A 20,143-nucleotide genomic window follows, 5' to 3' on the forward strand; every position below is an offset into this window, starting at 1 on the left:
CATAGTCCGTGAAAACCGCCCGGCCTATGTCAGCGGGCAAACGGTCGCCCGCCTCAGCTTTCGGCCGACGCTTTCTCGACCGGGGGCTCAGGGGCGTCATCCGCCTGTGTTGCCCCCCGCGCCTCAGCCGGCTTGCGCCAGCTGCGGATAAAGGCGGCGAGACGGTCGCCGATCTCGCCGGCGCTCAGGAAGACAGGCACGCGCGCCACCGGCGCGGTCGGCTCGAAGGACAGGCCGAGCCCGGTGATTTTGCCCTTGTCGTCGACGTCGCGCACAATCAGCTCGATCGGACCAAGCAGCACGCGGTCGGCATATTCGGCATGGCCGCCGAGCCGCGCCGTGACCAGCGCACCGACGGTCTGTTTCTGCTCGGCCTCGCTGAGACCGGGCGCATAGGCGGCTTCCAGTTCGGCGGCGGATCGCGCCGGATCGACGGCGAATGCGCCGAAGAAATCGGCATCTTCCGGATCGACGACGGCGCGGCTGGCGAACAGCTTGTCGAGCAGGCGGGGATAGCGATCGGGCACGAAGATGTAGACTTGATCGCCGGCGGCGAGCCGGCCCATGTCCTGGAAACGCATCGAGCGGCCGTCACGCAGCACCAGCGAGGGCCGCGCCCAGCGCGGGATGCGTTCGCCGCGCGCCACCGGACTGCCCGGCGCCACACGATAGGCAAGGAGTTCGTGATGCGCGGAGCCGGGCAGTTCCAGTTCGACCTTGTCCAGCGGTCCGAGCCGGGCCGGCACGATCAGGCCGAGGCGCCGCGCCAGCGGGCCGACGGTCCAGCCCTGTATGACCAGGGACACCAGAACGATGATGAAGGCGGCGTTGAAGATGGTGCGGCCGTTTTCCAGCCCGCCGAGCAGCGGTGTGATGGCGAGCAGGATGGACACGGCGCCGCGCAGGCCGACCCAGGAGACGAAGGCGACTTCGGGACGCGGCAGGCGGAACGGGACCAGGCAGAGCCAGACCGCGACAGGACGGGCGACGAACATCAGGAACAGGCCAAGCGCTATCGCAGGCACCATGATCGCCGGGAACTGCGAGGGCGTCGCGAACAGGCCGAGGATGAGGAACATGATGATCTGCGCCAGCCACGACATGCCGTCCTGGAAGCGCTTGAGGATGGTGACAGCGCGGATGTCGGAATTGCCGGCGATGAGCCCGGCGATATAGACCGCCAGGAAGCCGGAGCCGCCGATGGCACCGGCGGCGGCAAAGACCATCAAGGACAGGGTCAGCACGAAGATCGGCAGCAGGCCATGGTCGAGGTTGAGCCGGTCGACAAGGCGCACGATGGCGAGGCCGCCGAGCACGCCGACGATCGCGCCAAGCCCCATGTTGATGAGGAAGCCGAGGATGAGATTGGTGACCAGGACATTGGCTTCGGGGTTGGCGTGGGCGGCGATGATCTCGACCAGCGTGATGGTCAGGAAGATGGCGATCGGATCATTGGTGCCCGATTCCACCTCGAGCGTGGAGCGCACGCGCTCGCGCAGATTGATCTCGCCGGCGCGCAGCAGGAAGAACACCGCCGCCGCGTCGGTCGAGGCGACAGCTGCGCCGAGCAGGAAGGATTCCAGCCAGCTGAGGTCGAGCAGGTAGTAGGCGGCGGCGCCGAACAGGCCAGTGGTGAGAAGGACGCCGAAGGTCGCCAGCGACAGGGCTGGTCCTGCCGCCTGCCGCAGGGCGTTGAGTGGCGTGCCGAAACCGGAATCAAACAGGATGACGGCGAGCGCCAGTGAGCCGGCAAAATAAGCGATGCGGGCATTGTCGAACTGGATACCGAGCCCGTCGGTTCCGGTGGCGAGCCCGATACACAGAAACAGGAGCAGGAGCGGGGCGCCGAAGCGAAAGGCGATCAGGCTCGAAAACGCCGCGGCGACAACAAGCGCCGTGCCGACCAGCGTAACGAGATAGATCGCATGCTCCATCCGTGATTTGCCCCTCGAATTCCTCTGCCTCCTGGCTTCACGGCAGAGTGGGGCGAAGGCGTGACCAGTGCAAGGCGGGAGGGTGGTTTTTTGCCCGGCGCCGCCGATTTTCGCGTTGCTGCTCCAGCAAATGAAAACGCCCGGACGAGGCCGGGCGTTTCGAGTGTCGGGAAGATCGATCGTCGATCAGGCGATGGTCTTGCCGAAAGCGACCGCGGTGTCGCCCATGCGGTTGGAAAAGCCCCATTCATTGTCGTACCAGGACAGCACCGAAACGAAGTTGCCGTCCATCACCTTGGTCTGGTCGAGCGCCATGATCGAGGAGCGCGGATCGTGGTTGAAGTCGATCGACACGTTCGGGTGATGGGTGACGCCGAGGATGCCCTTCAGCTTGCCGTTGGAGGCGGCGATGACCGCCTCGTTGATTTCCTGCACCGTCGTCGAGCGCTTGGCGATGAACTTGAAGTCGACGACCGAGACGTTCGGCGTCGGCACGCGGATCGAGATGCCGTCGAGCTTGCCCTTGAGGTCGGGCAGGACGAGGCCGATCGCCTTGGCGGCACCGGTCGAGGTCGGGATCTGCGACAGGGCGGCGGCGCGGGCGCGGTAGAGATCCTTGTGCATGGTATCCAGCGTCGGCTGGTCGCCCGTGTAGGAATGGATCGTCGTCATCATGCCCTTTTCGATGCCGACCGTCTCATGCAGGACGGCCGCCAGCGGCGCCAGGCAGTTGGTGGTGCAGGACGCATTCGAGATGACGATGTGGTCCTTGGTCAGCTTGTCGTGGTTGATGCCGTAGACGACGGTCAAGTCAGCGCCGTCGGCGGGCGCCGAGACCAGCACGCGCTTGGCGCCGGCGGTCAGGTGCGCGGCGGCCTTGTCGCGGGCGGTGAAGATGCCGGTGCATTCGAGCGCGATGTCGATGCCGAGTTCCTTCCACGGCAGCTGCGTCGGATCCTTGATCGCGGTGACCTTGAACTTCTCCTTGCCGACGCTGATCTGGTCGCCGTCGACCGACACTTCATGCGGAAAGCGGCCATGCACGCTGTCAAAGCGCAGCAGGTGGGCGTTGGTCTCGACCGGACCGAGATCATTGACGGCGACGACATCGATATCCTTGCGGCCGGACTCATGGATGGCGCGCAGGATGTTGCGGCCGATGCGGCCAAATCCGTTGATGGCAACTCTGACAGTCATTTTTCTCTCCCGGGGAGCTGGAGGGCAGACGATTGATCCGCAGCTTCATAGCGGCGGACGGGCAAAGAATCCAGCCGCAGCGGGCTGGATTTAAATCGATTAGGTTGGGCCAGCCTGGCAAAACCGCTTTTCACGCGATCTCGCCGGGTATTTTGTTTCGTGCATGTCGTTATCTCAAGACCGCGACACACTTTTGGGCGACATGCCCGGGCCTCATCCGCCGTGCAGGCGGGCTTCCGCCGCCTTGGCGGCCGCCTCGGCGGTGATGCCGAAATGCGGATAAAGCTGTTCGATCGTACCGCTCGCACCGAAGCCGGTCATGCCGATGAAGATGCCGTCCGAGCCGATGAGATGATCCCAACCCTGGCGGATGCCGGCCTCGATCGCCATCTTGATCGGTGCCTCGCCGATCGTCTTCTTGCGATAGGCGTCGGTCTGCTTGTCGAACAGTTCGAAGCAAGGCACAGAGACGACACGGGTCGGGTGGCCATGTTTTTCCAGAAGGTCGCGTGCGCCAAGCGCGATCTCGACCTCGGAACCGGTGGCGAAGATCGTCACGGCGGCCTCGCCGCTGGCGGCGGCGAGCTCATAGGCCCCTTGGCTGCTCAGGTTCTTTTCTGTGAACTCGGTGCGCACCGTCGGCAGGTTCTGGCGGGTCAGCGCCAGGGTCGACGGCGTCTTTTCGGATTCGAGCGCGATCTGCCAGCATTCGGCGGTTTCCACCGCGTCGGCCGGACGGAACACATTGTGGTTGGGAATGGCGCGCAGGGCCGCCATGTGCTCGACCGGCTGGTGGGTCGGCCCGTCTTCGCCCAGACCGATGGAATCATGGGTCATGACGAAGATCGAGCGGATGCCCATCAGCGAGGCAAGCCGCATCGAGGGGCGGGCGTAGTCGGAGAAGCACAGGAAGGTGCCGCCATAGGCGATAAGGCCGCCATGCAGCGTCAGGCCGTTGATCGCGGCAGCCATGCCGTGTTCGCGGATGCCGTAATGGACATAGCGCTGGCCGTAATCGTCCGGCGTGATGTTCTTGGTCTGGCTGGTCTTGGTGTTGTTGGAGCCGGTCAGGTCGGCCGAGCCGCCGATGGTTTCCGGCACCGCGCCATTGATGACTTCCAGCGCCATTTCCGACGACTTGCGGGTCGCGACCTTCGGCTTGTCGGCTGAAAGCTTCTTCTTGTAGTCGGCGATGACGGCGTCGAAATTCGCCGGCAGCTTGCCACTGGTGCGGCGCTCGAACTCGGCCTTCAGCTTCGGATCGGCCTTGGCCAGACGGCCTTCCCAATCCGTGCGCGCCTTGACGCCGGCCTTGCCGGCGGTGCGCCAGGCATCGAGAATGTCAGCCGGGATCTCGAAGGGCGGCGAGTCCCAGTTGAAGAACTTGCGCGCGCCAGCGATCTCGTCTGGGCCGAGCGGCGAGCCATGCGCCTTGTTGGTGCCGGCCTTGGTCGGGGCACCGAAGCCGATGGTCGTCTTGCAGGCGATCATCGTCGGCTTGTCGGAATGGCGGGCGGCCTCGATGGCATAGGCGATCGCTTCCGGATCGGTGCCGTCGATGTGGCTGGCGTTCCAGCCGGAGGCCTGGAAGCGCGCGACTTGGTCGGTGTTGTCGGCGAGCGAAACCGGACCGTCGATCGAGATGTTGTTGTTGTCCCAGAAGACAATCAGCTTGTTGAGCTTGAGGTGACCGGCAAGGGCGATGGCTTCCTGGGAAACACCTTCCATCAGGCAGCCGTCGCCGGCCAGCACATAGGTGTAGTGGTCGACAAGGTCGTTGCCGAACGCGGCGTTCATGATGCGCTCGCCGAGCGCGAAGCCGACCGAATTGGCGAGGCCCTGGCCCAGCGGGCCGGTCGTGGTCTCGATGCCGGTGGCGTGGCCATATTCGGGGTGGCCGGCGGTTTTCGAGCCCAACTGGCGGAAGTGCTTGATCTGGTCGATGGTCATGTCTTCGTAGCCGGTCAGGTGCAGCAACGAATAGAGCAGCATCGAACCATGGCCCGCCGACAGGATGAAGCGGTCACGGTCGGCCCAATGCGGGGCCTTGGGATCGTATTTCAGGAAGCGGGTGAACAGCACCGTGGCAATGTCGGCGCAGCCCATGGGCAGGCCGGGATGGCCGGAATTCGCCTTCTCGACGGCGTCCATGGAGAGAAAACGGATCGCATTGGCCATCCGGTCATGTTGTTCACGCGACGTCATGGTACCTCCAGGGTGGGGGTTTGGGGGCTTGGGAGAGCCCTTGAAAAGGGTGCGCGACACATAGCAGGCGCGGGCTTTTAGTCAACAAATCGGGTGCAGATTTGCCGGTCTTGTGATGTCGGCGGTGGACCTACTTTAGCGTTAGCGGGGGACAGTCGCGAGAGCTTTATTGACGTTGCCTTCACCCGGTGCCTAATGTTTCCGGGATAACGCGTTCTGAACGCGAACGATTCGGTGATGGGCAGGGCACAGGACGAAGCCATGACCGGGGAAACCACGCTCAAGGAAGTGATCGCCAGGCTGAGCAAGGCCATCGAAGGGCTGGAAAACGCCGTCGCGGCCAAGCTCGAGCATGAACGCGACTATTCGGAAGCCGAGGCCGAAGTACAGCGGATGAATGCCGACCGCTCGCGGTTGGCGCAGGAACTCGACAATTCCGAAGCGCGCGCCGAACGGCTGGAAGACGCCAACAAGGAAGTGTCGCGACGGCTGGTGACCGCGATGGAAACCATCCGCGCCGTGTTGGACAGATAGGAGCTGGCCCGATGGCACAGGTCACGGTTTCAATCGACGGCAAGCAGTACCGCATGGCCTGCGACGAGGGCCAGGAAGAGCATCTGATTGATCTCGCCGAGCGTTTCGACCGCTATGTCTCGCACCTGAAGGATTCCTTCGGCGAGATCGGCGACCAGCGGCTGACCGTCATGGCCGGCATCATGGTGATGGACGAGCTTTCCGAGCTGCAGAAGCGCGTCAAGGGCATGGAAAGCGAAGTGCTGACCTTGCGCAAGACGCGCGACGAGGCGCTGACCAAGGCCGACAAGAGCGACAGCGTGCTGACCAGCGCGCTCGGCGCCCTGGCGCAGCGTATGGAAGATTTGTCGGCGACGCTGGCAATCAACAAGGCCTGAGGCGTCTTCGCTGATCCCTGCCGCTTGTCTCATGCCCGATACCACGACGTATTTTTGGCCTGATCCCGCGTGTGGGGAAAAATTTTTGCCCATCGAGTGAATGGCCGTCATCTCCAGCGTTTAATCAGTCGCGCTGCGGTGCTACGATCAGGTGCCGGGCGCCGGGCGGCGAAGATCCGGCCACATTCACAAGGGGTAGGGATAGGTCATGAGTCTTCGTATCAACGATATCGCGCCGGACTTCACCGCCGAGACCACGCAGGGAGCCATCAAATTCCATGACTGGATCGGCGACGGCTGGGCGATCCTGTTCAGCCATCCGAAGAATTTCACGCCGGTCTGCACGACCGAGCTTGGCACGATGGCCGGGCTCGAGGGTGAGTTCAAGAAGCGCAACGTCAAGATCATCGGCATTTCGGTCGACCCTGTCGAAAGCCATGGCAAATGGCAGGACGACATCAAGACTGCGACCGGCCATTCGGTGCATTATCCGCTGATCGGCGACAAGGACCTCAAGGTCGCCAAGCTTTATGACATGCTGCCAGGCGGCGCCGGCGAAACTTCGGAAGGCCGCACACCCGCCGACAACGCCACCGTGCGCTCGGTCTACGTCATCGGGCCGGACAAGAAGATCAAGCTGGTGCTTACCTACCCGATGACCACGGGGCGCAACTTCGACGAGATCCTGCGGGCGGTCGATTCCATGCAGCTCACCGCCAAGCATCAAGTGGCGACGCCGGCGAACTGGAAACAAGGTGAGGACGTCATCATCACCGCCGCCGTTTCCAACGAGGATGCGATCAAGCGCTTCGGCGCCTACGAGACCATCCTGCCCTATCTCAGGAAGACCAAGCAGCCCTCCGCCTGAGCCAGCACGCCGGAATGGTTTCCGGCGTTTTCCGCTCCTGCGAACCAAGTCATGCTTGACTGGTTCGTCGGGGCGGACAACCATGCTCACGGTGGGTTCCGGCGGAGAAAATCGTTCCTGCCGGCTAGGTCTGGGGAAGCCGGACGTGCAGATAACTTTGGCGAAGCCGCTGGTCAGCGGCTTTTATGACAAGCCGACCGGGGCCATCCAGTATGTCGTCGCTGACCTGGCGACGAAGCGATGCGCCATTATCGATCCGATCCTCGACTTCGATGAAAAATCCGGCGCGACGAGTACGATGAGCGCGGATAGCTTGCTCGATTTCATTGGGGAAAACGGGCTGGAGCTCGAGTGGATCCTCGATACCCATCCCCACGCCGACCATTTCTCGGCGGCGCATTACCTGAAACAGAGGACCGGCGCGCCGATGGCCATCGGCGACAGGGTCGTCGACGTCCAGGCACTGTGGAAGGTGATCTATAACTGGCCGGACCTTCCGGCTGACGGCTCACAATGGGACAGGCTGTTCGCCGAGGGCGAGACCTTCCGGATCGGAACCCTTCCGGTCAAGGTGCTGTTCTCGCCTGGACATACATTGGCATCGATCACCTATGTGATCGGTGACGCCGGCTTCATCCACGACACCCTGTTCATGCCCGACAGCGGCACGGCAAGAACGGATTTTCCCGGTGGAAGCGCCGCGCGGTTGTGGCGCTCGATCCAGGGCATCCTGGCCTTGCCGGAGGAAACCCGGCTGTTCGTCGGCCATGATTACCAGGCCGGCGGGCGCGAACCGATGTGGGAAAGCACGGTCGCGGCGCAGAAGGCGACCAACATCCATCTTGTCGCCGCGCGTACAGAGGCCGAGTTCGTTGCGCTACGCGAGGCGCGCGATCGCACATTGCCGATGCCGCGGCTGATCCTGCATGCGCTGCAGGTCAACATCAATGGGGGGCGGCTGCCAGAGCCGGAAGCCAATGGTCGGCGCTACCTCAAATTTCCGCTGGATTCGCTTTGAGGCAACCGTCGTCCCGGCTGCGGCGTACAAAAAAAGCGGCGCCAGTTTCCTGACGCCGCCCTGCTACTTCCTGCGCGAAGCCGGCTTTAAGCCGCCGGCTGTGCCTCGATCGTGCGCAGCGCCTGCATCTGTCGCTTGGCGGCGGCCTTGACCGCATCCTGCACCTTCTCGAAGGCGCGCACCTCGATCTGCCGCACGCGCTCGCGGCTGATGTCGAACTCGGCCGACAGTTCCTCGAGCGTCAGCGGCTCCTCGGCGAGGCGGCGCGCCTCGAAGATGCGCCGCTCGCGATCGTTGAGCACGGCCAGAGCGCCCGACAGCATGCCGCGCCGGTTTTCCAGCTCGTCCTGCTCGATCAGCATCTCTTCCTGGCTTTCGTGGTCGTCGACCAGCCAGTCCTGCCATTCGCCGGACTCGCCTTCCGTCGCCCGGATCGGCGCGTTGAGTGACGCGTCGCCGGACAGGCGGCGGTTCATCGACACCACTTCGGCCTCGGAAACGTTCAGCCGCGTGGCGATTTCGGCGATCTGGTCGGGCTTGAGGTCGCCATCGTCCAGCGCCTGGATCTTGCCCTTCACCTTGCGGAGATTGAAGAACAGACGCTTCTGGTTGGCGGTCGTGCCCATCTTGACCAGGCTCCACGAGCGCAGGATGTATTCCTGGATCGAGGCCTTGATCCACCACATGGCGTAGGTGGCGAGGCGGAAACCGCGCTCGGGTTCGAATTTCTTGACGGCCTGCATGAGGCCGACATTGCCTTCCGAGATCACTTCGCCGATCGGCAGGCCATAGCCGCGATAGCCCATGGCGATCTTGGCGACGAGCCTCAAATGGCTGGTGACGAGCTTGTGCGCGGCCGTGGTGTCTTCATGCTCGGCGTAACGCTTGGCGAGCATGTACTCTTCCTGCGGCTGAAGCATGGGAAAGCGGCGGATTTCTTCCAGATAGCGGCTGAGGCCGCCTTCACCGGAAACGATACTGGGTAATGACTGGGCCATGATAGCGCCCCCTCTCTATTGGAGTGATGCCCCCGAAACGCGGCAGGCATGTGACGCGAACACCAAAAGGCTCGCTCGCGACAACAGATCTTATACAGGAACAAAACCAGAAAAGACAGGCATTTGTTCAACACGAAACAGTGTGTCACGCTGAAGTGAACAATGCCACTCAGGTTTTTTGATGGCAGTTCAGAGCTTGCGAAAGCCGCCGACGAGTTCCTCCATGTCCCCCGGTAACGGCGCCTCGAACCTCATCGTTAGATGGGTAGTCGGGTGCCGAAATGCAAGGAGCCATGCATGCAAAGCTTGCCGGGAAAATGCCTCGACCTGGCGTTTCAGCGGTTCGGGCAGCCGATTGGCCTTGGTGCGGAAGGCTAGCCCGTAGTCCGGGTCGCCAATCACGGGATGGCCGATATGGGCCATGTGGACGCGGATCTGGTGGGTGCGACCGGTTTCCAGCCGGCATTCGACGAGGCTAGCGGCAGCGAATTCCCGCTGGCCCTCGCCGAAACGCTCCTGCACGGCAAAACGGGTGACGGCGTGGCGTGCGTCGTCGCGGCCTTCCGGCACCACGGCGCGGCGAACCCGGTCGGAGGCGCGGCCAAGCGGTGCATCGATCGTGCCGGTCGGCCTCTGCGGTATGCCCCAGACCAGCGCCAGGTAGGCGCGCTCGAGATCGCCGGTCAGGCCGTGGTCGGCGAACGCCTCCGACATAGCCTTGTGGGCACGGTCGGTCTTGGCGACCACCATGACGCCGCTGGTCTCCTTGTCGAGGCGATGGACGATGCCCGGGCGGCGCACCCCGCCAATGCCTGACAGGCTGTCGCCGCAATGATGAATCAGCGCATTGACCAGCGTGCCGGTCCAGTTGCCGGCGCCGGGGTGCACGACGAGCCCCGCCGGCTTGTTGATGACGATCAACTCGTCGTCTTCGTAGAGCACGTCGAGCGCAATGTTCTCGCCCTGCGGCTGCGCCGGCTCCGGTTCCGGCATGGCTACGGACACATTTTCGCCCGCGCGCATCTTGCGCTTGGTTTCGTCGACCGGCTTGCCGTCGATGACGACGGCGCCTTGCCTGATCAGCATCTGCACGCGACTGCGTGACATGTCCGGGCCAAGGGCTGCCGCCAGCCACTGATCGAGCCGTTGGCCGGCCGCATCCGCGCCGGCGACCAGCAAGGTGGGCGCGGCCTCTATCAACAGGTCCTCTATCAATTCGGAGGCCTCTTCGCTATGAGCGCTCATCGAAAAACCATTCCGGAATGTTTGCCATGGCCCGGCCCGATGCCGATGAAGAGCAGGAAAAGCCGCTCGCCCCCGAAGTCGACAAGCTGCGCGGCAAGCTCATCCGCTTCATGGCCATCAATCTCGGCCTGCTCTTTCTGGCTCTTATGGTGGTGATCGCGGCGATTGTCTACAAATCACGCAAGGCAACGCCGGTGAGCCCGCCGCTGGCCGGCGACGTCCAGGTGCCCGCTGGCGAACCGCTCAGCGGGGACATCGTTCTGCCGGTTGGCGCCAGGGTGGTCGGTCAGTCACTGTCGGGCAGCCGCCTTTCGATCGACGCCGAGCTTGCCGACGGCAGCCGTGCGATCTTCGTCTACGATATCGCCGAGCGCCGCCTGATCGGCCGTTTTGCGATCCGCAACAAATAGGCCGGCGCCAATGCGGCAAACACATTTGCCACCGACATGACCGGCTTCGCCGAACACCGTCGTGTCGCGACCGTGGCGCTGGTCGTCGCCAGCTATGACGAGGCGATCGCCTGGTATGTCGAGCGGCTGGGTTTTACGCTGACGGAGGATGTCGATCTCGGCGGCGGCAAACGCTGGGTCACGGTCGCGCCGGCCGAGGGGCAGGGCGCCAGGCTGTTGCTGGCCGAGGCGTCCGACGAGACGCAGAGGAAAAGCATCGGCAACCAGACCGGCGGCCGGGTTTTTCTCTTCCTCGAAACCGACGATTTTGCCGGCGACCATGCAGCGATGCTGGACAAGGGCGTCGAATTCCGCGAGGCGCCGCGTCACGAAGCCTATGGCACGGTGGCGGTTTTCGCCGATCTGCATGGCAATCTGTGGGACCTGATCCAGCCGAAACGGTAACGCGGGGCGGCTTTTCATTCGATGCGGCAAAGCCGCCGAACCCCAGTTGCTTTTTCCCGGCCGTCAGCCTATATCGCCCCTTCTTGAGCGCGCCCATCGTCTAGCGGTCAGGACACCGCCCTCTCACGGCGGGAACAGGGGTTCGATTCCCCTTGGGCGTACCAGGCAACGTTCCTGTCGTTGACCTACAGACAATCCTGCAGTTTCGGACCCGTCCCGCATGGGCTCCGCATACCTCGAAAGAGCACGCAAAGCCTGCGAGAGGCCGGGCTTCCCATACCCGGAATCCACCCAATTTAAGTCAAGCCGCGACACTTGAAAGCACTGCGATCCCTGATACTTGCGGTGCGGGGATAGCTTTCGCGGCAACGCGGGTTTTGGGTCGGGTAGAGTTTGGAATGGCCTCTGTTGGGACGACATGCACGCACTGCCATGGCGGTGGAAAGGTTTTCGACTGCTCAAGATGGCGTGCCTCAAAAGGGTATTGCTGCCCGCACGGGACACATCAAAGCGGTTGCCCGGGAAAGACCATGATATGCGCGCAGTGTGCCGGGCTTGGAACGATACCAGAAACCGAGTTCAGGGCCGTCGCGTAGGCCGTCCTATCGCGACAATCATGGACATCGCGGCCATCTATTCCTAGCCTTGCGGGTGGGGACGGCAGGCAGGTTAAGGTTTGGTTTACCAATAGCCTGTCTACTGGGCACAATTCGCTTCGGCCTGCGACCACGGATGTACTGGCGCAGTTGTCGAGGCGGAAAGGAAAGGTCGGCTCTGTGCCGGCCTTTTTGCTTTTTCGGGCTACATGGCTCGCATCGGCCAGGCGTCAGGGCGGCTTCGCAGTCGGCTCTCTTCGAACAACTTTTTGGCAAGGGATATTGTCATTGCCCATGTCGGCTCTACCATCGATCACAGCAGTCCGGCGGGTTGCCGGACCGTCGTGACGATGAGGGCTTGCGATGAAACGTGCTGCAAAACTGGCGATTGCGGGTGTGATGTCGGCAGGTGTCGTATGCGCATCTGCCGCAACGCTCAACACTATGGACGATGTCGGGACCGCGATCCAGTCCTGCTGGACACCGCCTGCCGGTGCCGGAGATTCGACTGTAACCCTGAGTTTCAGTTTCAAGCGCGACGGTACTCTGATAGGGCCGCCGCGACCAACCGCCGCCAAGGTGGCGGGCGACGACAAGGCACGTAAGGCATTCATCGATGCGGCAATAGCGGCGGTGAAGAATTGCACGCCGCTGAGTTTATCGCCGGAGCTGTCGCAAGGGATTGCCGGCAACGTGTTCACGCAGCAATTCGTTTCGCCCAAGCAATAGCGGTAGCGCCCAAAGAACGCCTGCCATGGAGCGGGCATCGGCACGGGTGTTCGTCGAACCGGAGAACCGGGTCGGGTGTCGTTTCCCCCGATCGCCGCAGATCAATGGCTCAGGCGCCGTGCTTCGGCATGCCGTGCCAGATCCGGGGTCTCGAAGACGTAGTCGCTCCAGGCCGATTCCGGAATCTGCCCGGCCAGATAGCACTCCAGTAACAGGTTTTGCTCGGGGTTGAGCGGCCGTGGGGCACGCCCGTGATCCAGCCCGAGGGAGTGAAAAAGGTTTCTTGTCAGCTCCGATACGGTGAAATGCATCGACATCGCGCGTTCTCCTTTGCGCCTCAACGCGGCAGTACGGGCAAAGGTTTCAGTGCCGGACACCGGTAACGCCTGATTGATCGCAGGCTCGACGCATCGGCCCGCCGACGGCCACCCAGCTCCAGTCGATCGAGGCCGGCCAGCGGACAGTGCGTGTGGTCGGCCCCGCCTTTTTCCCGGCTGAATGACCCACGAGTGTTCTCGCGGGAACGGCCGTCTTCGGAACAGGGGCCCGCTTCCCGGCGTTGTGGTCGATATCAGGCAGGGAGAAGCGCCATGGCCACGTTCAGGGAAATGCGGGTACTGGAGATCGTCGAAGACGGCTCCCTGACTACCGACCAGAAGATCGCTGAATTGCGCAAGATCGAATCCGAGGCGCGCGGGCTGCAACGGGCGGCGTCGGAGAGCCCGATGGGCGACGATGACGGCTGGCAGGACGATCTGCGCCAGGTTCGGCTTGCTCTCGACAAGCTCGGCGCCAAGGAACCGAGGAAGGGCGCGGCAACGCTATAGAGCCGAACCGTTCCAAAGCACGCCGCGTCGAAGCGGATTCAGGCGCCGCGCTTTAGGTCTTTGTTTTTATGCATTAGTCGCAAACCATGCGAACTCTTTGGCCGGGAGCGCTTACGTTCCTGCATGCCAATTGTTTTTCGGGGCCCGATGACGGAGGAGAGGGCGTTGTCGCCCTGGTCTGAGACCGTCTGTGAGGCGCAGGCTTAACGACCCTGCGCTCGTAAAACCGCCCAGGAGGCTGGGGTGGACCCGGAAAGGCGCTGTTGTCGACCTGCGGCTGGTAGTCGACATTGGGCGGCGGCCGGTCCCAGATTCGCCTGGCGTCGAGCGGCCGCGGAATAACCACCGTGCCGTCATAGCTGCGAGAGCAGCCGCCGCCGAAAAGCAGCGCCACGCCCAGCAAGAAAGGCCCTATCCGTCCGTACATTAGCAACACCCCTGTGCATGCTTATAGCGCGGCCTTGCTCCGCGCCACAACCGGACGGAATAACGCAGCAGGAACAGGCCGGTTGCGCCGTTAAGGTTAGCGGATCGTTAATGCTTCTGCGGCACATTCCGCCGACGGACCGCGGAGGGAGGGTTCGGCCTTGATTTTCGGGGTGGGGACAGCATGGCGGAATCGGACGAAGCAATCGGCGTGCGCGGCAAGCGCAAGCCCGGCAAGGCAGCCGCGCCTGGCGGCGATGGGCCATCCGGCGTCGACATGGATTGCGCCGACGCGCTGCGCCAACTCGTCGAAGCGGGCTCGGACTGGATTTGGGAAACCGACGCGGAATTGCGCTTTTCCTGGCTTTCCCAAGATTACCAGGCGGCAACCGGTATCGATCCGGCAATGGTGCTTGGCCGGTTCCGCTTCGATTTTCTCAACCAGGTCCTGAAGGGCAACCGCGGTGCGGCGGCGCATCTGGAGGATTTGCAGGCGCACCGGCCGTTCCGCGACTTCGTCTACGAACTGAAGGGAGGCCGCCCCGACTGCCGCTGGGTGCTGACGTCAGGCTTCCCGCGTTTCGACAGCGAAGGAAAATTCGTCGGCTATCGCGGCCTGGGCCGCAACGTCACCGCGCTGGCCAGCGCCTTCGAGGCCATGCAGCCGGCGGCTGGCGGCGATGCCGTCCAGCATCTCGCCGATCTCGAGCGGACGATGGATGCCATGCATATGGGCGTCGTGCTTCTGGACGCCAGGCTCGATACGCTCATCGTCAACAAGGCCTACCGCGATCTCTCCAGGATTCCGGACGGGGCCGTGACGGTAGGCGCGCCGTTCAGCCTGCTGATGGAACTCAATCGCCGCAACGGCATCTATGGCGACATCGACGAAGAGCAATGGCAGCGCTACCTCGCCACGCGCATCGAAGAGATCAAGGCCGGCACCGTGGCACCTCGGGAGTTTGCCCACACCGACGGGCGCACCATGATGTTCTCCGTCACGGCTCTGTCGGGAGGCAAACGCCTGCTGACCTACTATGAGGTCACCGAGGTCAAGCGGCGGGACGCCGAGATCGAGAATGCCAACGCCAAGATAGCCGAGACTTTCGCCAATCTCCGCACCATGGTCGATCAGATGCCGATCGGTGTTCTTGTCCTCGATGCCGACATGCGTGCCGAGGTCATCAACCGCGCCTTTTACGATTTCTGGCAGATCGACGCCCGGCGCGCCGAGACCGGCTGCAGCTTCCTCGATCTGATGGAAGCCAGCCGCGACATCGACCCGTATGGTTCGGACGACGCGACATGGCACCGGCATGTCGCCGAACGCGAGGCTGAAATCAGAGCCGGCACAGCTGGAGCGAGGCAGTTCCCGCGCAATGACGGCAGGACGCTGATCTCGTCGATGGCGCCGCTGGCCGGCGGCAAGCGGTTCATTTCCTATGTCGATGTCACCGACATGAAGGATCGCGAGGCCGAACTTGCCGAAGCGCTGGAAAAGGCGCGGCTGGCGGAAGCAGTAATCAACGGGGTCAAGGATCCGATCTTCGTCAAGGACGACAATCTGCGCTTCGTCTTCGTCAACGAGGCCTTCGCGGCGCTGTTCAAGCAGGCGCCGCAGGCCATGCTTGGCAGGCCGGGAAGCGATTTCCTCGGGCCGGACGAGGTCGCGCTGTTCGAAAGCAGCGAACGCGAGGTGCTGGCCGGCGGACAGCAATACGAAGTGGAAGAAAGCTTCAAGGCCGGCGGCGGCACCCGTTCGCGTATCGTCAGGAAGAACCGCGTCCGCATGGCAAGCGGCCGCGACTATGTCGCCGGCTTTCTGTTCGACATCTCCGACATGAAGCGGCGCGAGACCGAAGCCGAAGATGCGCGCAAGCATCTCGCCAGCGTGCTGGAATCGCTGCCGGCGGGGGTCATCATCTACGACCGCGACGACAAGTTCGTCTTCGCCAACCACAGGCTGCAGGATACGTTGCCGGCGCTGAAGCCTTTGTGGCAGCCCGGCCGCACCTTCCGCGAAGCGCTGGAGTTCGGCCATTCGGTGGGTTATTTCCGTTCGAGTGGCGATCCTGGGATCGACAGCCTGTACGAAGGCGATTCCGAACGCTGGCTTGACGGCATCCTGGCGCGTTACCGTCTGCCGAATTCCTCCTATGAGCGCCTCAATGCGGATGGCCGCTGGTACCAGGTCTACGATATGCGCACAGGCGACGGCACGTTCATCGGGGTGCGCGTCGACATCACCGACCTCAAGAGCCGCGAGGCGGCGCTTCATGATTCGATGCGCCAGATCGATCTCTTCCGCCATGTCATGGACGAGTTGCCGGTAGCCGCCTTCATCAAGGCGCAGGACCTGAGCATCGAATTCGTCAACAAGGCCTGGTGCGCGCTGACGGGTCTCGCCAAGGACGACGTCATCGGCCGGACCGACCGTCAGCTGTTCAACGGCGAGGAAGCGGAGGGCTTCAGCCAGGACGATACCGATGTCGTGACGAACGGCAATGTGCGCGAGGTCGAGGAGCCCGTCACCCATCGTGACGGAACGGTGCGGCAGTTGATGACGCGCAAGAGCCGCCTGGTGGCCACGGACGGATCGGTGCATCTGGTCGGATCCAGCACCGACATCACCGACGTCAAGGCGCGCGAGCAAGCTCTGGAAGAGAGCATGCGCGAGAACGAGGTGTTCCGCAGCCTGATCGACAACGTGCCGGTGTCGATCTACGCCAAGCGCTCCGATCTCAGGCAGTTCTATGTCAACAAGGGCTGGTGCGATCTCACCGGCTTCAGCAAGCAGGAGGCGATCGGCAAGACCGACGTCGAGATCTTCGGGCCGGATGGCGAGGCCTTCGTGGCCAGCGATCTCGCCGTGCTGCGTACCGGCGAGACCCAGGAGATCGAGGAGACGGTGCGCCTTTCAGACGGCAGCGTCAGGCATCAGTTCGCCCGCAAGGGCGCAATGATCGCCTCTGACGGTTCGCTCTACCTGATCGGTTCGACCACAGATATTACGGAACTCAAGCAGCGCGAGGCGGAGCTCAGCGAGGCGCGCCGGCGCGCCGTGCTCGCCGACCGCGCCAAGTCGGAGTTCCTAGCCAATATGAGCCACGAGATCCGCACGCCGATGAACGGCGTGCTGGGCATGGCTGAACTCCTGGCCAAATCCAATCTCGATCCGAAGCAGAAGACATTCACCGACATCATCGTCAAATCGGGCAACGCGCTCTTGACCATCATCAACGACATCCTGGATTTCTCCAAGATCGATGCCGGCCAGCTGGTGCTCGACCCGGCGCCATTCAATCTCGCCGAGGCGATCGAGGACGTGGCGACGCTGGTGTCGACACGGGCCAAGGAAAAGGATCTGGAGCTCATCGTGCGCATCGAGCCACGGCTCGAAAGCCTGTTCATCGGCGATGTCGGCCGCATCCGGCAAATCGTCACCAACCTGCTCGGCAATGCGGTGAAGTTCACCGATGAAGGCCACGTGCTGGTCGACGTGACCGGCGAACGGGTTCCAACGGGAACCAGGCTGACGATCTCGGTCACCGATACCGGCATAGGCATCCCCGAGGAAAAACTGAAACTGGTGTTCGAGAAATTCAGCCAGGTCGATACGTCCTCGACAAGGCGCCACGAGGGCACCGGGCTTGGCCTTGCCATCACCTCGCGGCTGGTCGATCTGATGGGCGGCGACATTGGCGTCGAGAGCGCCGAAGGCAAGGGGTCAACCTTCTGGTTCACCGTAACGTTGCCAGGGGCCGGGCAGCAGAGCGGGCAGCGCATCACGCCGGTGGACGTGACGGGCGCACGCGTGCTGATCGTCGATGACAACGCCGTCAACCGCGCCATCCTGACCGAGCAGATGACCTCGTGGACGTTCGATTCCTGCGCGGCCGAAAGCGGCGCCGAAGGTCTCAAGGTGCTGATCGCCGCGGCAGCTTATGGCGTGGCGGTCGACTGCGTCGTGCTCGACTACCAGATGCCTGAAATGAGCGGCGGCGAAATGGCGCGTATCGTGCGCAACACCGAGGGCCTCGCGGACACGCCGATCATCATGCTGACATCGGTCGACCAGTCGCTTGCCAACACCAGCTACCGCGATCTTGGCATCGACGCCCAGCTGATCAAGCCGGCGCGCTCCTCGGTGCTCCTGGAAACGCTGGTCGCGACCATCCAGCGCCATCGCCACGCCACCAGCGGCCACGCCGTTCAACCGCTCACGGGCGAGGCGCCCGAGGCGTCCCGGCCGCCGCCCCTGGCACCATCCGAGCAGCGCGCGCAATTGCAGCCGCCACAGGTTCGCCCCAGGTTGCCCGCGACGGCCGGCGGGCACAGGCTGGATATACTGGTGGCCGAGGACAATGAGGTGAACCAGATGGTGTTCACGCAAATCCTCGGCGAGACCGGCTATGGTTTCGAGATCGTCGGCAATGGCCGCAAGGCGCTCGACGCCTTCGGTACGCTCAATCCGTGCATGATCCTGATGGATGTCTCGATGCCGGAGATGAGTGGTCTCGAAGCGACGGCCGCGATCCGCCTGCTGGAGCAGGAGACCGGCACGCATGTGCCGATCGTCGGCGTCACCGCGCATGCGCTCAAGGGCGACCGCGAGCGCTGCCTGGAGGCAGGCATGGACGACTATCTGCCCAAGCCGATCAGCCCCAGGGCCCTGCTCGAGAAGGTCGAGCGCTGGGTCGGCGCCGGCCGTCAGGTCCACCGCAACGCGGGATAGAGCCCGCGTCGCCTGAATTGCAGGATCCGGGGAGGCAACAAGGAATCAGCGGAGATTCGCTGCTACCGCTGCGTGCAATGACTATGGTGCGATCGCGCCATATCAAAGGCCGTGTCCAGCCGGAACAATAGCGAAATCGAATTCCGCTCTTCTCAGTTACGGGCGGGAGCAGCGACCGCCTGCAAGAAACAGTGTCACTCTACCCCAACGGACCTGTTTTTGGCGATGGCCCGGCCATGACACGCTCTGGCTGCGAGCAACGCGCTCCCGTCCGGATTTTCTTCATTTGGGAAAAGCCTGGTCGAGTCCGGGGTGATTTCAGCCGGTCGGACGGCTCAAGCCCCTGATTCCGGGGGTAAACTCGGACCGCGCCGCGAGCGCCCGAGATCGGCGTCTTTCGCGTTACCGGCAACGCGTTACCGGGCTGACATGAAACTGTCATGCGACTGTTATAATCGAAGGCTATTGGCCTCAGCGGGCGCCGGCAAGAAGTGGCGCCGAGAGACCATCTTCCGAACAGGAGCAGGCCACATGAGACATTTCATCCGCTCGGCGGCCGTTGCGATTGCAATGGCTGCGGCGTCCACCCTCACCCTTTCCGCAGCAATGGCAGCTGACCTTTCCGGCGCCGGCTCGACCTTCATCTATCCGGTGTTCGCCAAATGGGCCGACACCTACAAGAAGGACACCGGCATCGGCCTCAACTATCAGTCGATCGGTTCGGGCGGCGGTATCAAGCAGGTCATCGCCAAGACCGTGACCTTCGGCGCCACCGACAAGCCGATGTCCGACGCCGATCTGGAAAAGAACGGCCTCGTGCAGTTCCCGATGGTGATGGGCGGCATCGTGCCGATCGTCAACCTCACGGGCATCAAGCCGGGCGAACTCGTCCTCGACGGCAAGACGCTGGCCCAGATCTATCTCGGCGCGATCACCACCTGGGACGATGCCGCGATCAAGGCCCTGAACCCGGACCTTAAGCTGCCGTCGACCGCTATCGCCGTCGTTCATCGTTCGGACGGCTCGGGCACGACCTTCAACTTCACTGACTACCTCGTGAAGCTCTCGCCCGACTGGAAGGACAAGGTCGGCTCGGATACGGCCGTCGAATGGCCGACCGGCGTCGGCGCCAAGGGCAGCGAAGGCGTTGCCAACACCGTCAAGCAGACCGACGGCGGCATCGGCTATGTCGAATATGCCTATGCCAAGCAGAACAATCTCTCCTACTCCAAGATGCTGAACGCCGCCGGCAAGGTCGTCGAGCCGTCGCTCGAATCCTTCGGCGCGGCTGCTTCGAACGCCGACTTCAAGGGCGCCAAGAACTTCAACGTCATCATCACCAACGAGCCGGGCGACGCCACCTGGCCGATCGCTGCCTCGACCTGGGTGCTGATCCACAAGACCCCGGACGATGCCGCAGCCACCGGCGAAGCGCTCAAGTTCTTTGCCTGGGCCTACAAGGACGGCAAGGAAACCGCCAAGGCGCTCGACTATGTGTCGATCCCCGATAGCGTCGTCGACCTGATCAAGGCTTCGTGGAAGGCCGACATCAAGGCCGACGGCAAGCCCGTCTACGCCGGCGAGTAATATCTTTCTGGAG

16 protein-coding genes and 1 tRNA gene are annotated in these 20,143 nt (G+C 63.1%); 11 read left to right on the plus strand and 6 right to left on the minus strand.

Annotation, left to right across the window (positions count from 1 at the left end; genetic code table 11):
• Positions 1-53: 53 nt before the first annotated feature.
• From FJ543_RS09550 to tkt, 3 genes are all read right to left on the minus strand, one after another.
• Positions 54-1,934: a potassium/proton antiporter gene (locus FJ543_RS09550; protein ID WP_140720087.1), complete on the minus strand. Its 1,881-nt coding sequence runs from the start codon at positions 1,932-1,934 to the stop codon at positions 54-56.
• A gap of 186 nt (positions 1,935-2,120) precedes the next feature.
• The gene (gene gap / locus FJ543_RS09555; protein WP_015315369.1) at positions 2,121-3,131 is read right to left on the minus strand and encodes a type I glyceraldehyde-3-phosphate dehydrogenase; all 1,011 of its coding nucleotides are present in this window, start codon (positions 3,129-3,131) and stop codon (positions 2,121-2,123) included.
• Positions 3,132-3,344: 213 nt separating this feature from the next.
• Positions 3,345-5,336, minus strand: coding sequence for a transketolase (tkt, locus tag FJ543_RS09560; protein ID WP_140874854.1), 1,992 nt, complete (start codon positions 5,334-5,336; stop codon positions 3,345-3,347).
• 261 nt (positions 5,337-5,597) lie between these two features.
• On the opposite strand from tkt, the gene FJ543_RS09565 reads away from it, so the two are divergent.
• From FJ543_RS09565 to FJ543_RS09580, 4 genes are all read left to right on the plus strand, one after another.
• Positions 5,598-5,870: a DUF4164 domain-containing protein gene (locus FJ543_RS09565; protein WP_015315371.1), complete on the plus strand. Its 273-nt coding sequence runs from the start codon at positions 5,598-5,600 to the stop codon at positions 5,868-5,870.
• Between the two features lie 11 nt (positions 5,871-5,881).
• Entirely contained in the window at positions 5,882-6,247 is a 366-nt protein-coding gene (locus tag FJ543_RS09570) for a cell division protein ZapA (RefSeq protein ID WP_015315372.1), read from the plus strand.
• Between the two features lie 208 nt (positions 6,248-6,455).
• Positions 6,456-7,115: a peroxiredoxin gene (locus FJ543_RS09575; protein ID WP_015315373.1), complete on the plus strand. Its 660-nt coding sequence runs from the start codon at positions 6,456-6,458 to the stop codon at positions 7,113-7,115.
• Positions 7,116-7,260: 145 nt separating this feature from the next.
• The gene (locus tag FJ543_RS09580; protein ID WP_140616705.1) at positions 7,261-8,133 is read left to right on the plus strand and encodes an MBL fold metallo-hydrolase; all 873 of its coding nucleotides are present in this window, start codon (positions 7,261-7,263) and stop codon (positions 8,131-8,133) included.
• A gap of 86 nt (positions 8,134-8,219) precedes the next feature.
• Here FJ543_RS09580 and rpoH read toward each other — a convergent pair whose 3' ends face one another.
• Entirely contained in the window at positions 8,220-9,131 is a 912-nt protein-coding gene (gene rpoH, locus FJ543_RS09585) for an RNA polymerase sigma factor RpoH (protein WP_015315375.1), read from the minus strand.
• Positions 9,132-9,320: 189 nt separating this feature from the next.
• A complete protein-coding gene (locus FJ543_RS09590; RefSeq protein ID WP_140874856.1) occupies positions 9,321-10,376 on the minus strand; it encodes an RluA family pseudouridine synthase in 1,056 nt (351 codons plus the stop codon).
• Positions 10,377-10,402: 26 nt separating this feature from the next.
• Between FJ543_RS09590 and FJ543_RS09595 the strand changes: the two genes are divergently transcribed.
• From FJ543_RS09595 to FJ543_RS09610, 4 genes are all read left to right on the plus strand, one after another.
• Entirely contained in the window at positions 10,403-10,786 is a 384-nt protein-coding gene (locus tag FJ543_RS09595; protein ID WP_140616707.1) for a fimbrial protein, read from the plus strand.
• Positions 10,787-10,822: 36 nt separating this feature from the next.
• Positions 10,823-11,230, plus strand: coding sequence for a VOC family protein (locus FJ543_RS09600; protein WP_140616708.1), 408 nt, complete (start codon positions 10,823-10,825; stop codon positions 11,228-11,230).
• Positions 11,231-11,319: 89 nt separating this feature from the next.
• Positions 11,320-11,394: transfer RNA gene (locus tag FJ543_RS09605), tRNA-Glu, on the plus strand.
• A gap of 795 nt (positions 11,395-12,189) precedes the next feature.
• Entirely contained in the window at positions 12,190-12,555 is a 366-nt protein-coding gene (locus FJ543_RS09610) for a hypothetical protein (protein ID WP_140720097.1), read from the plus strand.
• A gap of 101 nt (positions 12,556-12,656) precedes the next feature.
• Here the strand turns inward: FJ543_RS09610 and FJ543_RS09615 are convergent, their stop codons facing one another.
• A complete protein-coding gene (locus tag FJ543_RS09615; RefSeq protein ID WP_140720378.1) occupies positions 12,657-12,872 on the minus strand; it encodes a hypothetical protein in 216 nt (71 codons plus the stop codon).
• Between the two features lie 273 nt (positions 12,873-13,145).
• Between FJ543_RS09615 and FJ543_RS09620 the strand changes: the two genes are divergently transcribed.
• From FJ543_RS09620 to pstS, 3 genes are all read left to right on the plus strand, one after another.
• Entirely contained in the window at positions 13,146-13,382 is a 237-nt protein-coding gene (locus FJ543_RS09620) for a hypothetical protein (protein ID WP_015315381.1), read from the plus strand.
• A 610-nt stretch (positions 13,383-13,992) separates the two neighbouring features.
• On the plus strand, positions 13,993-18,543 hold the full coding sequence (locus FJ543_RS09630) for a PAS domain-containing protein (RefSeq protein ID WP_181173951.1): 4,551 nt from the start codon (positions 13,993-13,995) through the stop codon (positions 18,541-18,543).
• Positions 18,544-19,074: 531 nt separating this feature from the next.
• On the plus strand, positions 19,075-20,130 hold the full coding sequence (gene pstS / locus FJ543_RS09635) for a phosphate ABC transporter substrate-binding protein PstS (protein WP_015315383.1): 1,056 nt from the start codon (positions 19,075-19,077) through the stop codon (positions 20,128-20,130).
• Positions 20,131-20,143: the final 13 nt, after the last annotated feature.

Source organism: Mesorhizobium sp. B2-5-7 (assembly GCF_006440875.1).
In the GTDB taxonomy this organism is placed as follows: domain Bacteria; phylum Pseudomonadota; class Alphaproteobacteria; order Rhizobiales; family Rhizobiaceae; genus Mesorhizobium; species Mesorhizobium australicum.